The organism is Nonomuraea sp. KM88 (assembly GCF_052245635.1).
Lineage (GTDB): Bacteria > Actinomycetota > Actinomycetes > Streptosporangiales > Streptosporangiaceae > Nonomuraea.
Genome location: NZ_JBQQCC010000006.1, coordinates 305432 through 321805 on the forward strand (window position 1 = coordinate 305432; position 16374 = coordinate 321805).

At 69.5% G+C, this 16374-nt stretch carries 15 protein-coding genes; 8 read left to right on the forward strand and 7 right to left on the reverse strand.

Features of this window, described 5'->3' with window-relative positions; all coding sequences use genetic code 11:
- Positions 1–28: 28 nt before the first annotated feature.
- The 3 genes from ACTWPV_RS20785 to sucC all read right to left on the reverse strand — a co-directional run bounded on the left by ACTWPV_RS20785 (position 29) and on the right by sucC (position 4031).
- Positions 29–1669, reverse strand: coding sequence for a cell division protein PerM (locus tag ACTWPV_RS20785; RefSeq protein WP_347646608.1), 1641 nt, complete (start codon positions 1667–1669; stop codon positions 29–31).
- A gap of 301 nt (positions 1670–1970) precedes the next feature.
- On the reverse strand, positions 1971–2846 hold the full coding sequence (gene sucD / locus ACTWPV_RS20790) for a succinate--CoA ligase subunit alpha (RefSeq protein WP_347616666.1): 876 nt from the start codon (positions 2844–2846) through the stop codon (positions 1971–1973).
- 3 nt (positions 2847–2849) lie between these two features.
- Positions 2850–4031, reverse strand: coding sequence for an ADP-forming succinate--CoA ligase subunit beta (gene sucC / locus ACTWPV_RS20795; protein ID WP_443153146.1), 1182 nt, complete (start codon positions 4029–4031; stop codon positions 2850–2852).
- A gap of 652 nt (positions 4032–4683) precedes the next feature.
- Between sucC and ACTWPV_RS20800 the strand changes: the two genes are divergently transcribed.
- Positions 4684–5556: a hypothetical protein gene (locus tag ACTWPV_RS20800; protein WP_443153064.1), complete on the forward strand. Its 873-nt coding sequence runs from the start codon at positions 4684–4686 to the stop codon at positions 5554–5556.
- Positions 5557–5691: 135 nt separating this feature from the next.
- On the opposite strand, the gene galE is transcribed toward ACTWPV_RS20800, so the two are convergent.
- Positions 5692–6669 carry a UDP-glucose 4-epimerase GalE gene (gene galE, locus ACTWPV_RS20805; protein WP_443153065.1) on the reverse strand — a complete coding sequence of 326 codons (978 nt, stop codon included), beginning with the start codon at positions 6667–6669 and terminating at the stop codon, positions 5692–5694.
- A 403-nt stretch (positions 6670–7072) separates the two neighbouring features.
- Here galE and ACTWPV_RS20810 point away from each other — a divergent pair, with 403 nt between their 5' ends.
- From ACTWPV_RS20810 to ACTWPV_RS20835, 6 genes are all read left to right on the forward strand, one after another.
- Positions 7073–8536, forward strand: coding sequence for a glutamate--cysteine ligase (locus ACTWPV_RS20810; protein ID WP_443153066.1), 1464 nt, complete (start codon positions 7073–7075; stop codon positions 8534–8536).
- The gene (locus ACTWPV_RS20815; protein WP_347646604.1) at positions 8533–9177 is read left to right on the forward strand and encodes a neutral zinc metallopeptidase; all 645 of its coding nucleotides are present in this window, start codon (positions 8533–8535) and stop codon (positions 9175–9177) included. Before ACTWPV_RS20810 ends, ACTWPV_RS20815 begins: the two co-directional genes overlap by 4 nt.
- Before the next feature lie 98 nt (positions 9178–9275).
- Positions 9276–9533 (forward strand): WhiB family transcriptional regulator, encoded by a 258-nt coding sequence (locus ACTWPV_RS20820; RefSeq protein WP_347646603.1) that lies wholly within the window; start codon positions 9276–9278, stop codon positions 9531–9533.
- A 113-nt stretch (positions 9534–9646) separates the two neighbouring features.
- Positions 9647–10351 carry a lysostaphin resistance A-like protein gene (locus tag ACTWPV_RS20825; protein ID WP_443153067.1) on the forward strand — a complete coding sequence of 235 codons (705 nt, stop codon included), beginning with the start codon at positions 9647–9649 and terminating at the stop codon, positions 10349–10351.
- Positions 10352–10613: 262 nt separating this feature from the next.
- The gene (locus ACTWPV_RS20830; RefSeq protein WP_443153068.1) at positions 10614–10814 is read left to right on the forward strand and encodes a type II toxin-antitoxin system VapB family antitoxin; all 201 of its coding nucleotides are present in this window, start codon (positions 10614–10616) and stop codon (positions 10812–10814) included.
- Positions 10808–11239, forward strand: a complete 432-nt coding sequence (locus tag ACTWPV_RS20835; RefSeq protein WP_443153069.1) for a PIN domain nuclease — start codon at positions 10808–10810, stop codon at positions 11237–11239. The genes ACTWPV_RS20830 and ACTWPV_RS20835 overlap by 7 nt, the downstream gene beginning before the upstream one ends.
- A 16-nt stretch (positions 11240–11255) precedes the next feature.
- On the opposite strand, the gene ACTWPV_RS20840 is transcribed toward ACTWPV_RS20835, so the two are convergent.
- Positions 11256–11975: a PIG-L deacetylase family protein gene (locus ACTWPV_RS20840; RefSeq protein ID WP_443153070.1), complete on the reverse strand. Its 720-nt coding sequence runs from the start codon at positions 11973–11975 to the stop codon at positions 11256–11258.
- A gap of 95 nt (positions 11976–12070) precedes the next feature.
- On the opposite strand from ACTWPV_RS20840, the gene pcrA reads away from it, so the two are divergent.
- Positions 12071–14323 (forward strand): DNA helicase PcrA, encoded by a 2253-nt coding sequence (gene pcrA, locus ACTWPV_RS20845; RefSeq protein ID WP_443153071.1) that lies wholly within the window; start codon positions 12071–12073, stop codon positions 14321–14323.
- A 99-nt stretch (positions 14324–14422) separates the two neighbouring features.
- On the opposite strand, the gene ACTWPV_RS20850 is transcribed toward pcrA, so the two are convergent.
- Complete coding sequence (locus ACTWPV_RS20850) at positions 14423–15055, reverse strand: response regulator transcription factor (RefSeq protein ID WP_347646599.1); 633 nt, start codon at positions 15053–15055, stop codon at positions 14423–14425.
- Positions 15052–16263: an ATP-binding protein gene (locus tag ACTWPV_RS20855; RefSeq protein ID WP_347646598.1), complete on the reverse strand. Its 1212-nt coding sequence runs from the start codon at positions 16261–16263 to the stop codon at positions 15052–15054. Before ACTWPV_RS20855 ends, ACTWPV_RS20850 begins: the two co-directional genes overlap by 4 nt.
- Between the last annotated feature and the right edge of the window lie 111 nt (positions 16264–16374).

The following is a 16374-nucleotide window of genomic DNA, read 5'->3' on the forward strand; positions in this document are numbered from 1 at the left end:
GCCGCCCGACCGGATGGCCGTCACAGCGCTAGTCGCGGTCCCAGGCGTAGGGGTCGACGTAGATGACGTGGCCGCCGCGGTCGTCCGACTCGTCGACGATGTCCTTGCGCGGCGGGCGGGCGTCCGGCCCCGGGCTCGGCTCCGGCACGCGCGAGCGGGACTGGGCCAGCGTCTCGGCCGCCGCCGACGCGTGCTCGTCCTGCCAGTCGTCCCTGATGACGGGGATCTCCTGGGTGTCGGCCTCCGTCGCGTCCATCCAGTGGCCGGGCAGCGGGCGCGGATCGGACTCGGCCAGCCCCACCTTGCTCGCCGCCTTGGCCAGCGCGGCCCCGGCCTTGCGCACGGGGGCGGCCGCCTTGTCGAGGGGTGTGCGGGCGCGTTTGTTGAGCAGCAGCAGGTTGGTCACGCCGGCGGAGATGCCCGCGGCCACGCCGACCTCAAGAGCCACCGACAGCGCCACCTCCCAGGGAGACGGCCCGACCGTGGCGAGCTTGCCGCCGCCGATGGGGCCGCCGGACAGCGCCGCCAGGACCCCCGCCACGACGCCTGTGGAAACCCCGCTGAGGAACCCCCACAGCGGCGCCGCCTCGTAGGACGGCGACGGCGAGATCCTGGCCACCATCACGCCCGCCACCGCTCCGGCCGCGAACGGCAGCGCGATCACCGCCATCATCCACGCCGGCACGGTGCCGCTCTCCGGCAGCGCCCCCAGCAGCGGCAGGCTCGGAACCGTGCCGAGTTGCACCCCGGTGGGCGCGACCAGGGTGTCGGCGCCGATCGCGAACCCCGGCCCCGCGATGTAGGACAGGGCCCAGACGACGGCGTTGAGGGCGTAGAGGAGTTGCAGCAGCAACAGCAGCACCCCGCCCACGAACCCGGGCGAGAGCACGCTGGACAGCTCCTGGATCTGCCCGAAGTTGAGCACGATGGCGACCAGCACGAGCGCGAGCCCGGCCACGAGCAGCACCGCCGTGGCGACGGCCGTGCCGACGGTCAGGGCGCGCACCCGCTCGGGCAGCAGCCGCAACATGACCCGCCAGGGCCCGATCATCCTCGCCGTGGCCAGCGAGCCGGCGAGGAACGCCAGCACGAAGTGGCTGAACAGCGTCTCGCCGAGGAACGGCTGGGTGATCTCGTTGCGCGCGACGAGCGCGATCAGTCCGGCGAGCAGCGCGTACGGGGCCGCCAGCGACACCCCCGCCTGCACCACGAGCACCAGCTGGGCCCGCCGCCGGGCCCCCGCCTGCGCCTTCGGGCTGTTCTTCGGCAGCCGGGCGGGCAGGCGCAGCCGCAGGTCGGCGTCGCGAGCCATCCATCGTGCCGCGCGGTAGAGCAGCACGGCGGGCAGCAGCATCAGCCCCAGCGGCAGCAGGCCGACCCGCCCGCCGGGGATCGCGAACCCGGCGTGGTGCGCGGCCAGCCAGAGCTGCGCCGCCGTACGGAACACGCCCGGCAGCCCGGCTTCGAGCGTGCCGCGTGGCGCTGCGATCCAGCCGACCAGCGTGAGCGTGGTGAGCGCCGCCAGCCCGACGCCGAGCGTGGCGGCGGCCGCCAGCATCCCCGACACGGGCAGCGGCCGCCTGGTCTCGTCGTCGTCGCTCGAGACCCCGGGCAGTCGGCCGAGCACCGACCGGGGGGCGGCACGTAGCTGGTCGAGAATCGCCGTCACAGTAGGCGATTTTCTCAAGCTTTCCCGACCAGCGCTTGGTTGACGCGCCGCCCGCCCTTACTTTGTGGCCGCCGATCCCGTCCCGGTCGCGCGAAACTCTCCCTCTCCATCCTTCACGACGCTCCTTTACGGCGCTGCCGTGGTTGCCCCAGCCGCCGACCGGGGCCGGCGCCAGTCCAGGGAGACGCTGCTGAGCCGGTCAGTGGCGCGCCGCCGCCACAACGACTCGCTGACCGTGTTCCGTGGCAGACGAGAAGCCCCGCACGGGATCGATCCCGTGCGGGGCTGCCAGGGCAGGCGCTCAGCGAGCCTGCATGATCTCGCGCATCAGGCGGGCCGTCTCGGAGGGGGTCTTGCCGACGCGGACGCCGACCTTCTCCAGGGCCTCCTTCTTCGCCTGGGCGGTGCCGGCGGAGCCGGACACGATGGCGCCCGCGTGGCCCATCGTCTTGCCCTCTGGGGCGGTGAAGCCCGCGACGTAGGCCACGACCGGCTTGGTGACGTGCTGCTCGATGTAGGCGGCGGCCCGCTCCTCGGCGTCGCCGCCGATCTCGCCGATCATCACGATCGCGTCGGTGGCGGGGTCTTCCTGGAACGCCTGGAGCGCGTCGATGTGCGTGGTGCCGATGACCGGGTCGCCGCCGATGCCCACGGCGGTGGAGAAGCCGAAGTCGCGAAGCTCGTACATCAGCTGGTAGGTGAGCGTGCCGGACTTCGAGACCAGGCCGATGCGGCCGGCGGTGGTGATGTCGGCGGGGATGATGCCGGCGTTGGAGGCACCGGGGGAGGCGATGCCCGGGCAGTTGGGGCCGATGATGCGGGTCTTGTTGCCCTTGGCCACCGCGTAGGCCCAGAACTCGGTCGAGTCGTGCACCGGCACGCCCTCGGTGATGACCACGCAGAGCGGCATCTCGGCGTCGATGGCTTCCTTGACCGCGTCCTTGGTGAACGCCGGGGGCACGAACACGACCGACACGTCGGCGCCGGTCTGCTCCATCGCCTCCTTGACCGTCCCGAACACGGGCAAGCCCTCGTGCGTGGTGCCGGCCTTGCGGGCGTTGACGCCGCCGACCACGCGGGCGCCGGAGGCGAGCATGCGGCGGGTGTGCTTGGTGCCCTCGCCGCCCGTCATGCCCTGAACGATGATCTTGCTGTTCTCGGTCAACCAGATGGCCATGGGTCACACACCTGCCGCAGCGAGCTCGGCGGCCCGCTTGGCCGCGTCGTCCATCGTGTCTACCAGCTCGACCCGCGGGAGTGCGGCGTCGGCCAGGATCTGCCGCCCGAGCTGGGCGTTGTTGCCGTCGAGGCGGACCACCAGGGGATGGGTCACGGCCTCGCCACGGCTCTCCAGCAGCTTGAACGCCGAGACGATGCCGTTGGCGACGGCGTCGCAGGCGGTGATGCCGCCGAAGACGTTCACGAAGATCGACTTGACGCTCGGGTCGGAGAGGATGATCTCCAGGCCCGCGGCCATGACCTCGGCCGAGGCGCCGCCGCCGATGTCGAGGAAGTTCGCGGGGGACGGCTTGCCGGGGAACTGCTCGCCCGCGTAGGCCACCACGTCGAGCGTGGACATGACCAGGCCCGCGCCGTTGCCGATGATGCCGACGTCGCCGTCGAGCTTGACGTAGTTGAGGTCCTTCTCCTTGGCCTTGGCCTCGAGCGGGTCCTCGGCCGCCTTGTCGGCGAGCGCCTCGTGGTCGGGCTGGCGGAACGTGGCGTTGTCGTCGAGGGTGACCTTGCCGTCGAGGGCCTTCACCTGGCCGTCGGCCGACAGGATCATGGGGTTGACCTCGACGAGCGTGGCGTCTTCGTCGACGAAGCAGCACCACAGCTTCTCGATGAGCTCGGCGGCGCCGTCGAGCGCCTTGTCCGGCAGGCCGCCGGCCGCCGCGATCTCGCGGGCCTTGGCGCGGTCGATGCCGGTCAGCGCCGAGACCGGCACCTTGGCGACCTTCTCCGGCGCGGTGTGGGCGACCTCTTCGATGTCCATGCCGCCGGCGGCGGAGCAGATCGCGAGGAATGTACGGTTGGCGCGGTCGAGCAGGAAGGAGAAGTAATACTCCTCCGCGATCGCGCTGGCCTCCTCCACGAGCACCTTGTGGACCGTGTGGCCCTTGATGTCCATGCCGAGGATGGCGGTGGCCTTCTCGACGGCGTCGGCGGCGTCGGCCGCCACCTTCACACCGCCGGCCTTGCCACGGCCACCGGTCTTGACCTGTGCCTTGACAACAACGCGGCCTGTCAGCTCCTCGGCCGCCGACCGCACCTCCTCCACGGTGTGGGCGACGATGCCGCGTGGCACCGGGATGCCGTAGTCAGCGAAGAGTTCCTTCGCCTGATGTTCGAACAGGTCCACGAGGGGTCCGTCCTCTTCCCATTTGTCGCTCACCCTCCTCACTCGCTCCGTGGAGTGCCTTCTGCGTCGGCCCTCCACTCCGCTCGCTGCGTCGGGTTCGCTCCTTGCTTATCCGACTGAATGTTCGACGCTTGTCCGACTGATGTTCGGCGGCCCGGGCACCTGCACTTACGGTCGCGTCCGCTTCGCCGTTCGGTGGCATCGTGCCTCGCTCTCTCACGGCGAGCTCCTACGCTCAGGGTGCGTGCCGGGCGTTTCCGCCAGTGAAGCCTAGCCCGAAGCTTGACCTGACCAGGTCATCGGGTGGGGGTTCTCGCGCTATGTGACGGTGATCTCACTTCTCCACGACGGCATCTGCACGAATTTTGCACCGATTCGACGGCATACGCCCCGGTTCTCGATATACGGTCGTGATCTTCGATTGGCAGAATCGATGCCTCTTCCTTTTGGAACCAGAGGAAACTTGTATGAACCGATTTGTCGCGGCCGGGCGGTGACCACGGCCGCACGCACGGGGGCACACGGCGTTCCTTGAGGAAGACCCGATCCGCTCGCTCGGCGGCATTCCGTAATGGCCGGCCCGCCGAGCCGCTCCACAAGGCCCTACTCCTGCCTTGACCTCAACAACAGAACTTCGACGAAGGAAATCCGCATGAAGCGAATCCTGACCGGCGTGGCGTTAGCCACGACCGCCGCGCTGGTGACCGCCACCCCGGCGATGGCCGCCCCCAAGGACCCCGTGGTCGCCGTCAAGAAGCGGATGACCCTCGGCAAGGGGGTGAGCTTCACCGAGCGCACGACCGTCTCCCAGGGCAACAAGCGCGAGGTGTTCCTCCGGCGCAGCGGCACCCTGCAGTTCAGCAGGTCGGGCATCGCCGCCTCCGACATCACCGGCAAGCTCAACATCACCTCCAAGGACCTGGGCGACGTACCGGACAGCGAGTTCGGCGAGATCCTCAGGGCCGTGGCCAAGCCCGAGCGCACGATCAGGGTCGGCACCACGGCCTACCTCTCCGGCAACATGTGGACGACCCTGCTGCCCGAGGGCAAGACCTGGTTCAAGGCGCCCAAGGGCCCGCCCGGCGGCATCACCGGCACGTACGGCCAGCCCGTCAACGTCGGCGAATACTCCACGCTCAAGACCCTGCTCAAGGGCGCCAAGGCCACCAGCCACGGCTACAAGGGCACCATCAAGCTGGGCGCCCTGTGGAAGGCCTCGCCCTGGCTGCGCGCCGGCTCGCCGAGCAAGCCGTCCGCCAAGGCGCTGAAGGCCCCGATCGCGTGGCGGCTCACCGTGAACGCGGCCGGCCTGCCGACGCGCCTCGTCACGACGTTCTCCTCAACGGTGAACGGCACCGGCGACAAGGGCAGCGTGAGCGTGGACACGAGATACACCGGCTGGGGCAAGGCCGTGTCGATCAAGGCGCCGGCGGCCAAGGACGTCGCGACCTCGTTCGAGGACGGCCGGGAGGACATCTCCAGCCTGACCGAGATCCCCCTCGGCGTGTTCGCCGTCACCGGCTGACCTGCTGACCGTCCGCGCCTCTCCCTCCCCAGGACGGGAGAGGCGCGTACCGGGCGGGATGGGCGCCGCGCAGAACGGGACGGATGCCGTACCGGACGGGAAGGGCGCGGCCGCGCGGGAGAGGGGCGGCCGGGCTCAGCCCAGTCTGGACTCCCGGAGGGCCGCCCATTCGAGAGCGTGCCTGATGCCCTCGTCGAGGGAGTGGCGGGCCTGCCAGTCCAGCAGGCGGCGGGCCCGGTCGCTGCGGGTGTAGGCGCCGGGCACGTCGCCGGGGCGGGCGGGGGCCTCGACGACCTCGATGGGACGGTCCACGACCCGGTTGAACGCCTCGGCCAGCTCGCGGACCGTGGTGCCCGCGCCGGTGCCCAAGTTGATCACGTCGTTGTCCAGTTCGTCGAACCTGCGCAGGGCCGCCACGTGCGCGGTCGCCAGATCCCAGACGTGCACGTAGTCGCGGATGCCGGTGCCGTCTCTCGTCGAGTAGCCGGTGCCGGTGATCTGGAAGGGCACGCCGTCCTCGTACGCCTCGATCATCTTGCCCAGGGCGTGGCTGGGACGGCGCAGTTGCAGGCCGGTGCGCATCCGCGGGTCGGCGCCGACCGGGTTGAAGTAGCGCAGGGACAGGATCCTGATCGGGCGGCCGGCCGCGATGTCGGCGAACATCGCCTCGCACACCGCCTTGGTCTGCGCGTACGGGCTCTGAGGGGCGAGCGGCGAGTCCTCGTCCACCGTGTGGTCCGCGCCCGCCTGGTAGATCGACGCGGAGGAGCTGAAGATCATCCGCTCGCACCCGTTGCGGAGCAGGTGGTCGACGAGTTCGAGGCTCTTGGCGACGTTCGCGCGGTAGTAGCCGATGGGGTCGGCCACGGAATCCGGCACCACGATGAGCGCCGCGCAGTGGACGACAGCCTCGATATCCGGATTTTCGGCGAATATCTTGTCAATCAGTGGGCCATCGCCGATATCTCCCTCATAGAACACCCGCCCTTCGGCGAACTCCCTCCGCCCCGTCACAAGGCTGTCCAGAATCACGGGAGTGATCCCGGCGTCCAGGCACGCCGACGCGACCGTGCTGCCGATATAACCCGCCCCGCCAGTTATCAGAACACGCATCCCAGCACCCTAGCCTCGCCTCAGCTCTCCTGCCCGTCCCATCCTTTACGGCTCCGCAAAGGCCGGCCACCCACCGCACGCCGGCCGGGGACCTTCCAGGGCAACGCTTTCTGACCCTTCAGTGGCGCGCCGCCGCCACGGAGCGCCCCGCAGGCCGTGTTCCGTGGTGACCCGTTGCCCCGTGGCGACCGGCGCCGCGTGAACCGCTCACGCCGGCGACCCTCCTACTCCGTACCGACGGGTATCGAGGTGCGGCAGGCCGCTCTCAGAAACGGTGGCCGGGGGCGTCCGGTGACCGGCGGTTTCGGCGGTGGTCCATGGGACGTCATCCGGCGGCCCAGGCTGCGGTAAAGACTGGCCTGCGCTCTGGTCTTGGCGGCGTTGGCGTGCGACATTTCCTGATATGGGCAGGGACGTGCCAGTCGTCGCCTTCAGCCGGGACGACCGCCGGAAATATCGGGAAAAGGTGCGTCGGTGCCTCGACGTCTTCGCCCAGATGTTGCGCGAATCCCGCTTCGACTTCGAACGCCCGCTCGCCGGACTGGAGATCGAGCTCAACATCGTGGACGCGCGCGGCGAGGCCGTCATGCGCAACGCCCAGGTGCTCGCCGCCATCGAGCGGCCGGACTGGGCGACGGAGCTGGGCCAGTTCAACATCGAGATCAACATCGAGCCCCGGGAGCTCGGCGGCGACGGCGCGCTCCTCCTGGAGAACGACATCAGGGCGCGGCTCAACCACGCCGAGGATCGCGCCCGCTCCCAGGACGCCCACCTGGCCCTGGTCGGCATCCTGCCCACCCTGCGCGAGCAGGACATCGGCGAGGGCACGCTCTCCGCGAACCCCCGCTACCGCCTGCTCAACGAGCAGATCTTCGCGGCCCGCGGCGAGGACCTGCACCTGTCCATCGAGGGCGTCGAACGCCTCGACACGCACGCGGACAGCATCACACCCGAAGCCGCCTGCACCAGCGTGCAGCTCCACCTTCAGGTCAGCCCCGAGGCGTTCGCCGCCCACTGGAACGCGGCCCAGATCATCGCCGCCCCCCAGGTCGCGGCCGCGGCCAACTCACCCTACCTGTTCGGCAAGGAGCTGCACCGCGAGACCAGGATGGCGCTGTTCGAGCAGGCCACGGACACGCGGCCGGCGGAGCTGAAGACGCAGGGCGTACGGCCGAGAGTCTGGTTCGGCGAGCGGTGGATCACGAGCGTCTTCGACCTCTTCGAGGAGAACGTCAGCTACTTCCCCGCGCTGCTGCCCCTCTGCGAGAGCGAGGACCCGCGCGCGGAGCTCGAACAGGGCCGCATGCCGGAGCTCCACGAGCTCACCCTGCACAACGGCACGATCTACCGCTGGAACCGGCCGGTGTACGCGGTGGTGAACGGGGTGCCGCACCTGCGCGTCGAGAACCGGGTGCTGCCCGCCGGACCCTCCGTGGCCGACATCACCGCCAACGCGGCCTTCTACTACGGGTTGATGCGCGTCCTGCCGTACGCCGAGCGGCCGCTGTGGAGCCGGATGTCGTTCCAGGCGGCGGCCGACAACCTCGCCGCCGCGGCCCGGCACGGGCTGGACGCGCGGCTGTACTGGCCAGGGGTGGGCGAGGTGCCCGCGGCCGAGCTGATCCTGCGCCGCCTGCTGCCCATGGCCCAGGAAGGGCTGGCCGCGTGGGGCGTGGACGGGCCCGTCGCCGACCGGCTGCTCGGCATCATCGAGGGACGCTGCATCGCCGGCCGTACGGGCGCGAGCTGGCAGGTGGAGCGCGTGCACGCGCAAGGAGGCGACCGGCACGAGGCGCTGCGGGCCATGACGCTGGAGTACATCGAGCGCATGCACAGCAACGAGCCCGTGCACACTTGGGATGTGTGAAGCCTGTGATCCGAGCCCTGGTTCTCGTCCTGGTCCTGCTGGTCGGCGCGTGCGGCATCACCCGGCCGGCGTCCATGGACACGGAGGGCGCCGACTCCTTCGAGGAGGACGTCCGCACGGCACGTACGTTGTCGGAGGCGTTCTGGAAGCAGCAGTTCGAGCAGTTAGGCCGGATATATCGGCCACTGACCGCCTTCGTCCCCTACGCGGGCCGCTCCGGCCCTGCCTGCGGCAACGAGCCCGCAGTCCCGAACAACGCCTTCTACTGTCCGCTCGGTCACTTCGTCGCGTTTGACCGGGACTGGATGGAGGCGCTGTGGACGGAGATGGGCGACGGATCCGTCTATGTGATCATCCCGCATGAGATAGGGCACGCCGTACAGGCGCAGCTCCAGACGGGCTTCCAGCTGAACGTGCAGGCGGAGCTCCAGGCCGACTGCTACGCGGGCGGCACCCTGTCCGCCCTGGTGAACTCGGGCGCGCTGCGGGCGGAGGAGGGCGACGAGGAAGAGCTGCTCTACAGCCTGGAGGCGGCGGGCGACCCGACGGACGACTGGCTCGACCCCTCGGCACACGGAACGGCGGCGCAACGTCAGGCCTCGTTCGCGAGGGGATACCGGGACGGGGTGAGCGCCTGCTGACGCCGTACGGACCGGACGGCCCTCCACCCCAGGGATGTACGCGCGCGTCAACCGAGAGGATGATGTGTCCGATCATGACCACGCTCTACCTTTGACCCATGTCACTGGAGGAGATCGGCTGGCTGCGCAGGGGCGCGTGCAGGTCCAGCGACCCTGACCTCTTCTTCCCCCTCGCCCCCACACCGCTGCAGGAGGCGCGGGCCAAAGCGGTCTGCGCCGGCTGCCAGGTCATCGAGGAGTGCCGTTCCTACGCGTTAAGGGAGGGCGAGGCGGAGGGCATCTGGGGCGGCCTCACCCCGCAGGAGCGCCGCCGCACCCGCTTCCCCGAGGGCTGGCGCCGTCCCGCCGCCTCCTGACGGCCTGTGTTACGTCGCCCGCCTCCTGAGGGCCTGTGCTCCGTCGCCCGCCCCCTGACGACCTGGGCTACGTCGCCCGCCCCCTGACGACGCGGGCGACGTAGCCTGCAGGGGTGCTGCTTCGCTCGATCGCGATCCTCGCCGCCGCCAACATCATGAACAACAAGATCGCCCCCCGGCTCGGCCCGGTGACGTCCGCCGCCGCGACGGCCGCCCTGGTGGCGATGGCCCGCAGGTCCGGCCTTTCGTGGCAGGAGCTCGGCTTCGAGCACGGCCGCCGGGGCGCGATCGCGGGCGGCGCCCTTGCCGCCGGAGTGGCCGCCGTCTACACGGTCGGCATCTCGATGCCGCGCACCAGGCCCCTCTTCCACGACGACCGCGCCCTGTCGCTCTCGCGCGCCCGTGTCTGGGAGGAGGCGCTGATCCAGGTCCCCTTCGGCACGGTCCTGCTGGAAGAGGTGGGCTTCAGGGGCGCCCTCCACGCGTTGCTCCGCCAGAGGCACGGCACGGTCGCCGCCACCGGGGTCTCCTCCGCCCTGTTCGGCCTCTGGCACATCCTCCCGGCCATCGACATGGCCCGCGCCAACCCCGCGCTCGGCGCCCTGGTCGCCGACGAAGCCCCCGGGCGCCTCGACACCGCCCGCGTGGTGGCAGGCAGCGTGGTGTCCACGGCGGCGGCGGGCGTGCTGTTCTGCGAGCTACGCCGCCGGGGCGGCCTGCTCACCCCCGTCATGCTGCACCTGGCCACCAACTCCTTCGGCTACCTCTTCGCCCGCCTCGCCGGCAAGCAGAAACCAAGCCCTCCCGCCTCAGCCTGAGATCTTCCGCTCATCCCGTTCTGACCACGTACGGTGACCGTCCCTCCCGTCCCGCGGTAGATCATCTACCCATCCGGGAATGAAGGTTCTCCACCCGGGAGTGAAGATCCCTCCAGCACCTTCTGGATCGTTCCACACGACCCCTACCTCGATGCTCTAACGTCTGCGTGGCGCCCTTCCCGGGAAATCGCTCCTCCTCGGGAAGGGCGTATATCAAGATCGCAGGTTCTGATATACGCTGGAGGTACGGAGGTGGTGTTGCATGCGTACAGTGATCGACATCGACAAAGATCTACTGGAAGTCGCTCAGCACGAATTGGGGACGTCGACCATGAAAGAGACAGTGAACATGGCCCTGCAAGAGATCGCCGAAAGGGCAAGGCGGCGCGAAGCCTTCGAATACTGGCGCACTCGGGACAATACCGATCTTCTGGATACGGAGCTCATGAAGCAGGCGTGGTAGCCACGGGCGTGGTCTACCTCATCGACAAGAGCGCGCTGGCACGCATGCCCCACCCGGACGTCCAGCGAGCACTCGAGCCTCTCATGCTCGACAAGATGCTGGCGGTCTGCGAGGTCACGCAGCTCGAGGTTCTCTTCAGCGCGCGCGACCCCGAGGGATACGAGCGCGACCTCTACCATCTGCAGGAGGACTTTCGCCTGCTGTCGATCAGAGACAAGGGGGTCTGCTCCCGGGCCCTGGACGTTCAGGGGATGCTCGCACGCAAGTCTCACCACCGGGCTGTCGGACCGAACGATCTGCTGATCGCCGCCTGCGCCGAGGTGCACGGGGCGACGATCCTGCACTACGACCGCGACTTCGACATCATCTCCGAGATCACGGGGCAGCCCGCGCTCTGGGTGGTTGCCCCCGGATCGGTGCCGTAGCACCGCGAGGCGGAGGTCAGTCCGTGGAGACGACCTGGAAGCCCTCCGCGTAGCGGCCCTCGCCGAAGCCGGCCTGCTCGCCCCAGCCGGCGAAACGGCTCCTGACGAAGTCGGCGAAGCCCTCCACATGAGCGACCTGGCTCACATGTGACTGCAAGGCCGCGAGCTTGCGGTCCATGGCGCCGGTGACGTCCACCCAGTGATCCGGTGCGGGGCCGCCGGTCAGCCACACCTCACGCACGGTCCACGCCTCCAGGCCCTCGTCCCGCGCCAGCTCGGGGAATGCGTAGGGGTTGCGGGCGTCGGGATAGACGGCGTCGAGGGCGGCGCCGCCCACCGCGCGATGGTCGGGATGGCTGGGCGCGACGAACCGGTAGTTACGATCCGGATGGTGGGTGATGACCAGGTCGGGCCTGACCTGCCGGATCACGCGGGCGATGTCACGCCTGAGCTCGAGCGACGGCACCACCTGGCCGTCCGGATAGCCGAGAAAGCGCAGATCCGTGACGCCGACCGCCTTGGCGGCGGCCCGCTGCTCGGTCCTGCGCAGCTCGGCCATGCCCGAGTTGTCCAGAGTGCGTTCGTTGCCGCCCGCGTCACCGTCCGTGACCAGCAGGTACGTGACCTCCACGCCCCGGTCGACGAACAGCGCCACGCTCCCCGCCGCGCCGAAATCGGCGTCATCCGGGTGGGCGGTCACGACAAGAACCCGGTTGATCTCGCTCTCCGGCAGCATGGTTCCCCTTTCTGGACATTCCGTCGAGCACAACCGGAGCACCGGCGACGGCATTCCGTGCGACGTTTGTCGGTGGGGCGTCTTAACCTAGGTGGGTGCCGACCCAAGTCTCTGTTGACCACCCCTTGCTCGATGGCCTCAACCCGCAGCAGCGCGAGGCCGTGATCCATCATGGCAGCCCGCTGCTCATCGTCGCGGGGGCAGGGTCAGGCAAGACGCGGGTGCTGACGCATCGCATCGCCTATCTGCTGGCCGAGCGCGACGCGCATCCGGGCGAGATCCTCGCGATCACCTTCACCAACAAGGCCGCCAAGGAGATGAAGGAGCGCATCGACCAGCTGGTCGGGCCGCGCTCCAAGGCCATGTGGGTGATGACGTTCCACAGCGCCTGCATGCGCATCCTGCGGCGGGAGGCCAAGCGGCTGGGGTTCCCCTCCAGCTTCTCGATCTACGACCAGGCCGACTCCCAGCGGCTCATGGCGATGGTCTGCAGGGAGATGGAGCTCGACCCGAAGCGCTATCCGCCGCGCTCGTTCTCCGCCCAGGTCAGCAACTTCAAGAACGAGCTGGTCGACTACGAGAGCGCGCTCGACAGGGCGGGCTCGCATCTGGAGAAGACGCTCGCGCAGGCGTACAAGGCCTACCAGCTCAAGCTGACCGAGGCCGGCGCGATGGACTTCGACGACATCATCATGAACACGGTGACGTTGTTCCAGCTCTTCCCCGAGGTGGCCGAGCACTACCGGATGCGCTTCAGGCACGTGCTGGTCGACGAATACCAGGACACCAACCACGCCCAGTACATATTGATCAGGGAGCTGGTGGGGCATCCCGAGCTGCGCACCACCGACGGCGACCTGGTGCGGTCGGGGGCCGACCAGTCGGAGCTGTGCGTGGTGGGCGACGCCGACCAGTCGATCTACGCCTTCCGCGGCGCGACGATCCGCAACATCCTGGAGTTCGAGCGCGACTATCCCGACGCGCGCACGATCATGCTGGAGCAGAACTACCGCTCCACCCAGAACATCCTGGCCGCCGCCAACGCCGTCATCGCGCGCAACGAGTCGCGCAAGCCCAAGAACCTCTGGTCCGACCAGGGCGACGGCCCCAAGATCGTGGGCTACGTCGCCGACAACGAGCACGACGAGGCCATGTTCGTGGCCCAGGAGGTCGACCGGCTCAGCGACGAGGAGGGCGTCAAGGCCGGCGACGTCGCGGTCTTCTACCGCACCAACGCCGCCTCCCGCGTGTTCGAGGAGATCTTCATCCGCACCGGCCTGCCCTACAAGGTGGTCGGGGGCGTGCGCTTCTACGAGCGCAAGGAGGTCAAGGACCTGCTGGCCTACCTGCGGGTGCTGGCCAACCCGGCCGACGTGGTGTCGCTGCGGCGCATCCTCAACGTGCCCAAGCGCGGCATCGGCGACCGGGCGGAGGCCATGATCGAGGCGCTGTCGTCGCGCGAGCGCATCTCGTTCTGGGACGCGCTGCGCAGGGCCGACGAGGCGTACGGCATGGCCACCCGCTCGCTCAACGCGGTGCGCGAGTTCGTCGCGATGATCGAGGAGCTGATCACCAAGGCCGAGGGCGTGCCGCCGTCCGCGCTGGCCGAGGAGGTGCTGGTGGCCACCGGCTACCGCGCCGAGCTGGAGGCCTCAGAGGATCCGCAGGACGAGTCGCGCCTGGAAAACCTCAACGAGCTCATCTCCGTGGCCTCCGAGTTCGAGGAGGCCAATCCGGAGGGCACGCTGGTCGAGTTCCTGGAGCAGGTGTCGCTGGTGGCCGACGCCGACCAGATCCCCGACGCTGACGGCGGGCAGGGCGTCGTCACGCTGATGACCCTGCACACCGCCAAGGGGCTGGAGTTCCCCGTCGTCTTCCTGACGGCGATGGAGGACGGCGTGTTCCCGCACATCAGGTCGCTGAGCGAGCCCAAGGAGCTGGAGGAGGAGCGGCGGCTGGCCTACGTCGGCATCACCCGGGCCCAGCAGCGCCTCTACCTCACGCGCGCGGCCGTGCGCAGCTCCTGGGGGGCGCCGTCGTTCAATCCCGCCTCCCGCTTCGTCAACGAGGTGCCGGCGCAGCTCGTCGACTGGCGCACCGACCCTGAGAAGTCCGCATGGAACGCGGCCACGCGGCGCGAGCCGGCCGCCCGGCCCGCCCCGGCGAAGAGCGGCGGGCGCACCGTGCCGTCGCTGGCGCCGGGCGACCGGGTCAGCCATGACGCGTTCGGGCTGGGCACGGTGGTGTCCGTCGACGGGGTGGCGGAGAAGACCAAGGTCAAGATCGACTTCGGCAGCGGCGGTGAGAAGACGCTGCTGCTGGCGTACGCGCCGCTCGAGAAGCTGTAGCTCCGGCCGGCGCAGAACCCGCGCCCGTCCCTGCCGCCCGCCGCCGGCGGTGAGATCGCTGGTGGCGGGCGTCCGCGCCGACGGTCCGGCAGTCGGGGGTCAGACCAGGCGGCGGGCGGTGGCCCAGCGGGAAAGCTCGTGGCGGTTGGAGAGCTGGAGCTTGCGCAGCACCGACGACACGTGCGTCTCCACGGTCTTGACCGAGATGAACAGCTCCTTCGCGATCTCCTTGTACGCGTAGCCGCGCGCGATCAGCCGCAGCACCTCGCGCTCGCGCTGCGTCAGCGAGTCGAGCTCAGGGTCGATGGACGGGGCCTCCGACGAGGCGAACGCGTCCAGCACGAAGCCCGCCAGCCGCGGCGAGAAGACCGCGTCGCCCTCCGACACCCTGCGGATGGCGTCGGTCAGCTCCTTGCCGCTGATGTTCTTGGTGACGTAGCCTCTGGCGCCGCCCCGGATCACGCCGATGACGTCCTCGGCGGCGTCGGAGACCGACAGGGCGAGGAAACGCACCTGGGAGCCGGAGCCCAGGACGCGGCGCAGCACCTCCTGGCCGCCGCCCCCGGGCATGTGCACGTCGAGCAGCACCACGTCGGGCTGCAGCTCGGCGATCGCCTTGACCGCGGAGTCCACGTCCTCGGCCTCGCCCACCACCTCGATCGAGTCGCCGAGTTCGGCGCGTACGCCGGAACGGAACAGCCGGTGATCATCGACGATCAACACCCGTGTCATGCCTTCTCCACCTTCATGGTCAACATCACTTCCGTGCCCTCGCCGGGCTCGGTGCGCACCCTGGCCGCGCCTCCGTGACGTTCCATTCTCCCGATGATGGACTCCCTGATTCCCATCCTGTCCAGAGGCACGGCGTCAAGGTCGAACCCCTTGCCACGATCCTTCACGAAAATCGTGACCTCTTCACCCTCTACTTCCGCATAGACGGAAATGGACGGACTGCCAGAGTATTTGGCGGCGTTGACCATCGCCTGCCGGGACGCCTTGAGCATGGCGGCCAGCTTGCCCGCCGAATCGAGGTCGATGTCTCCGACGCAGACCACCTCGATGGGCACGCCGTGCGCGTCCTCCTCCTCGGCCGCGATCCTGCGTACGGCGGCCGCCACCGTGGCGTCGGCGTCCTGGGCCGGCTGGTAGAGCCAGTTGCGCAGGTCGCGCTCCTGCGCACGGGCCAGGCGGGTGACCTCGCGCTGGTCGTGGGCGACCCGCTGGATCAGCGTGAGCGTGTGGAGCACCGAGTCGTGCACCATGGCGGCCACTTCGGCGCGTTCCTCCTGCCTGATGCGCTCACGGCGTTCGAGCTGCAGCTCTTTCCACAGGCCGGCCAGCCAGGGGGCGGCGATGACGGCCAGGCCGCCGACCACGACGGCGGTGAACAGCAGCCCCTGGCTGGCCTGGGCCAGCTCGCCCTGTGCCGCCAGGAACCCGGCCCCGCCGATCACGACGAGCACGACGCCGAGCAGCGAGCGCACCCGGTTCTTCCGCATGCTGAGGGCCGCGCCGCTCATCCAGGTCTTGCGGCGTTCCGGGTCCGCCTGCTGCCAGAGGATGAGGGCGCCGATCCCGCCCACGGCGAACGGCAACATGCCGATGCCGCCCTGGGAGGCGCCCGTCAACCAGCCGAACGCCAGCAGCGCCACCCCGATCGCGCTGAACGCGGCGAGCTGGCTCCAGTCACGCTGCGGCGGGGCGGTCCCCTGGTACGGCTGTTTCGGCGCGACCATCCACAACACCGCGTACGCGACCATGCCGATGCCGTCGACGACGCTGAGCAGCACGAACATCAGCCTGATCACCACCGGATCAAGCGAGAGCTGCGTCGCCAGCCCCTGGGCCACGCCGCCGATCAGGCGGCCCTCCATGGGGCGCATCATCCGCCGATAAGGCGTTTCGCCGCTGGGCTCGGCAAGTGTCTTCTGGTCAGCCATAACATGGCCATAGTCACACGTCCCGGGCACAAGGGCATCAGGGAACGACCCCCGGGTCGGGTCAGGGGTGTCCCGGATGCGGGCACACCGCACGCAGGTACACGATGGTGA

Bases quoted from the DNA above. Each gene is read 5' to 3' on its own strand.
- sucD (WP_347616666.1), bottom strand. From the start codon at position 2,846: ATGGCCATCTGGTTGACCGAGAACAGCAAGATCATCGTTCAGGGCATG.
- ACTWPV_RS20850 (WP_347646599.1), bottom strand. From the start codon at position 15,055: ATGACACGGGTGTTGATCGTCGATGATCACCGGCTGTTCCGTTCCGGC.
- galE (WP_443153065.1), bottom strand. From the start codon at position 6,669: ATGCGTGTTCTGATAACTGGCGGGGCGGGTTATATCGGCAGCACGGTC.
- ACTWPV_RS20820 (WP_347646603.1), top strand. From the start codon at position 9,276: ATGTCACTGGAGGAGATCGGCTGGCTGCGCAGGGGCGCGTGCAGGTCC.
- ACTWPV_RS20855 (WP_347646598.1), bottom strand. From the start codon at position 16,263: ATGGCTGACCAGAAGACACTTGCCGAGCCCAGCGGCGAAACGCCTTAT.
- ACTWPV_RS20840 (WP_443153070.1), bottom strand. From the start codon at position 11,975: ATGCTGCCGGAGAGCGAGATCAACCGGGTTCTTGTCGTGACCGCCCAC.
- ACTWPV_RS20830 (WP_443153068.1), top strand. From the start codon at position 10,614: ATGCGTACAGTGATCGACATCGACAAAGATCTACTGGAAGTCGCTCAG.
- ACTWPV_RS20810 (WP_443153066.1), top strand. From the start codon at position 7,073: ATGGGCAGGGACGTGCCAGTCGTCGCCTTCAGCCGGGACGACCGCCGG.
- ACTWPV_RS20800 (WP_443153064.1), top strand. From the start codon at position 4,684: ATGAAGCGAATCCTGACCGGCGTGGCGTTAGCCACGACCGCCGCGCTG.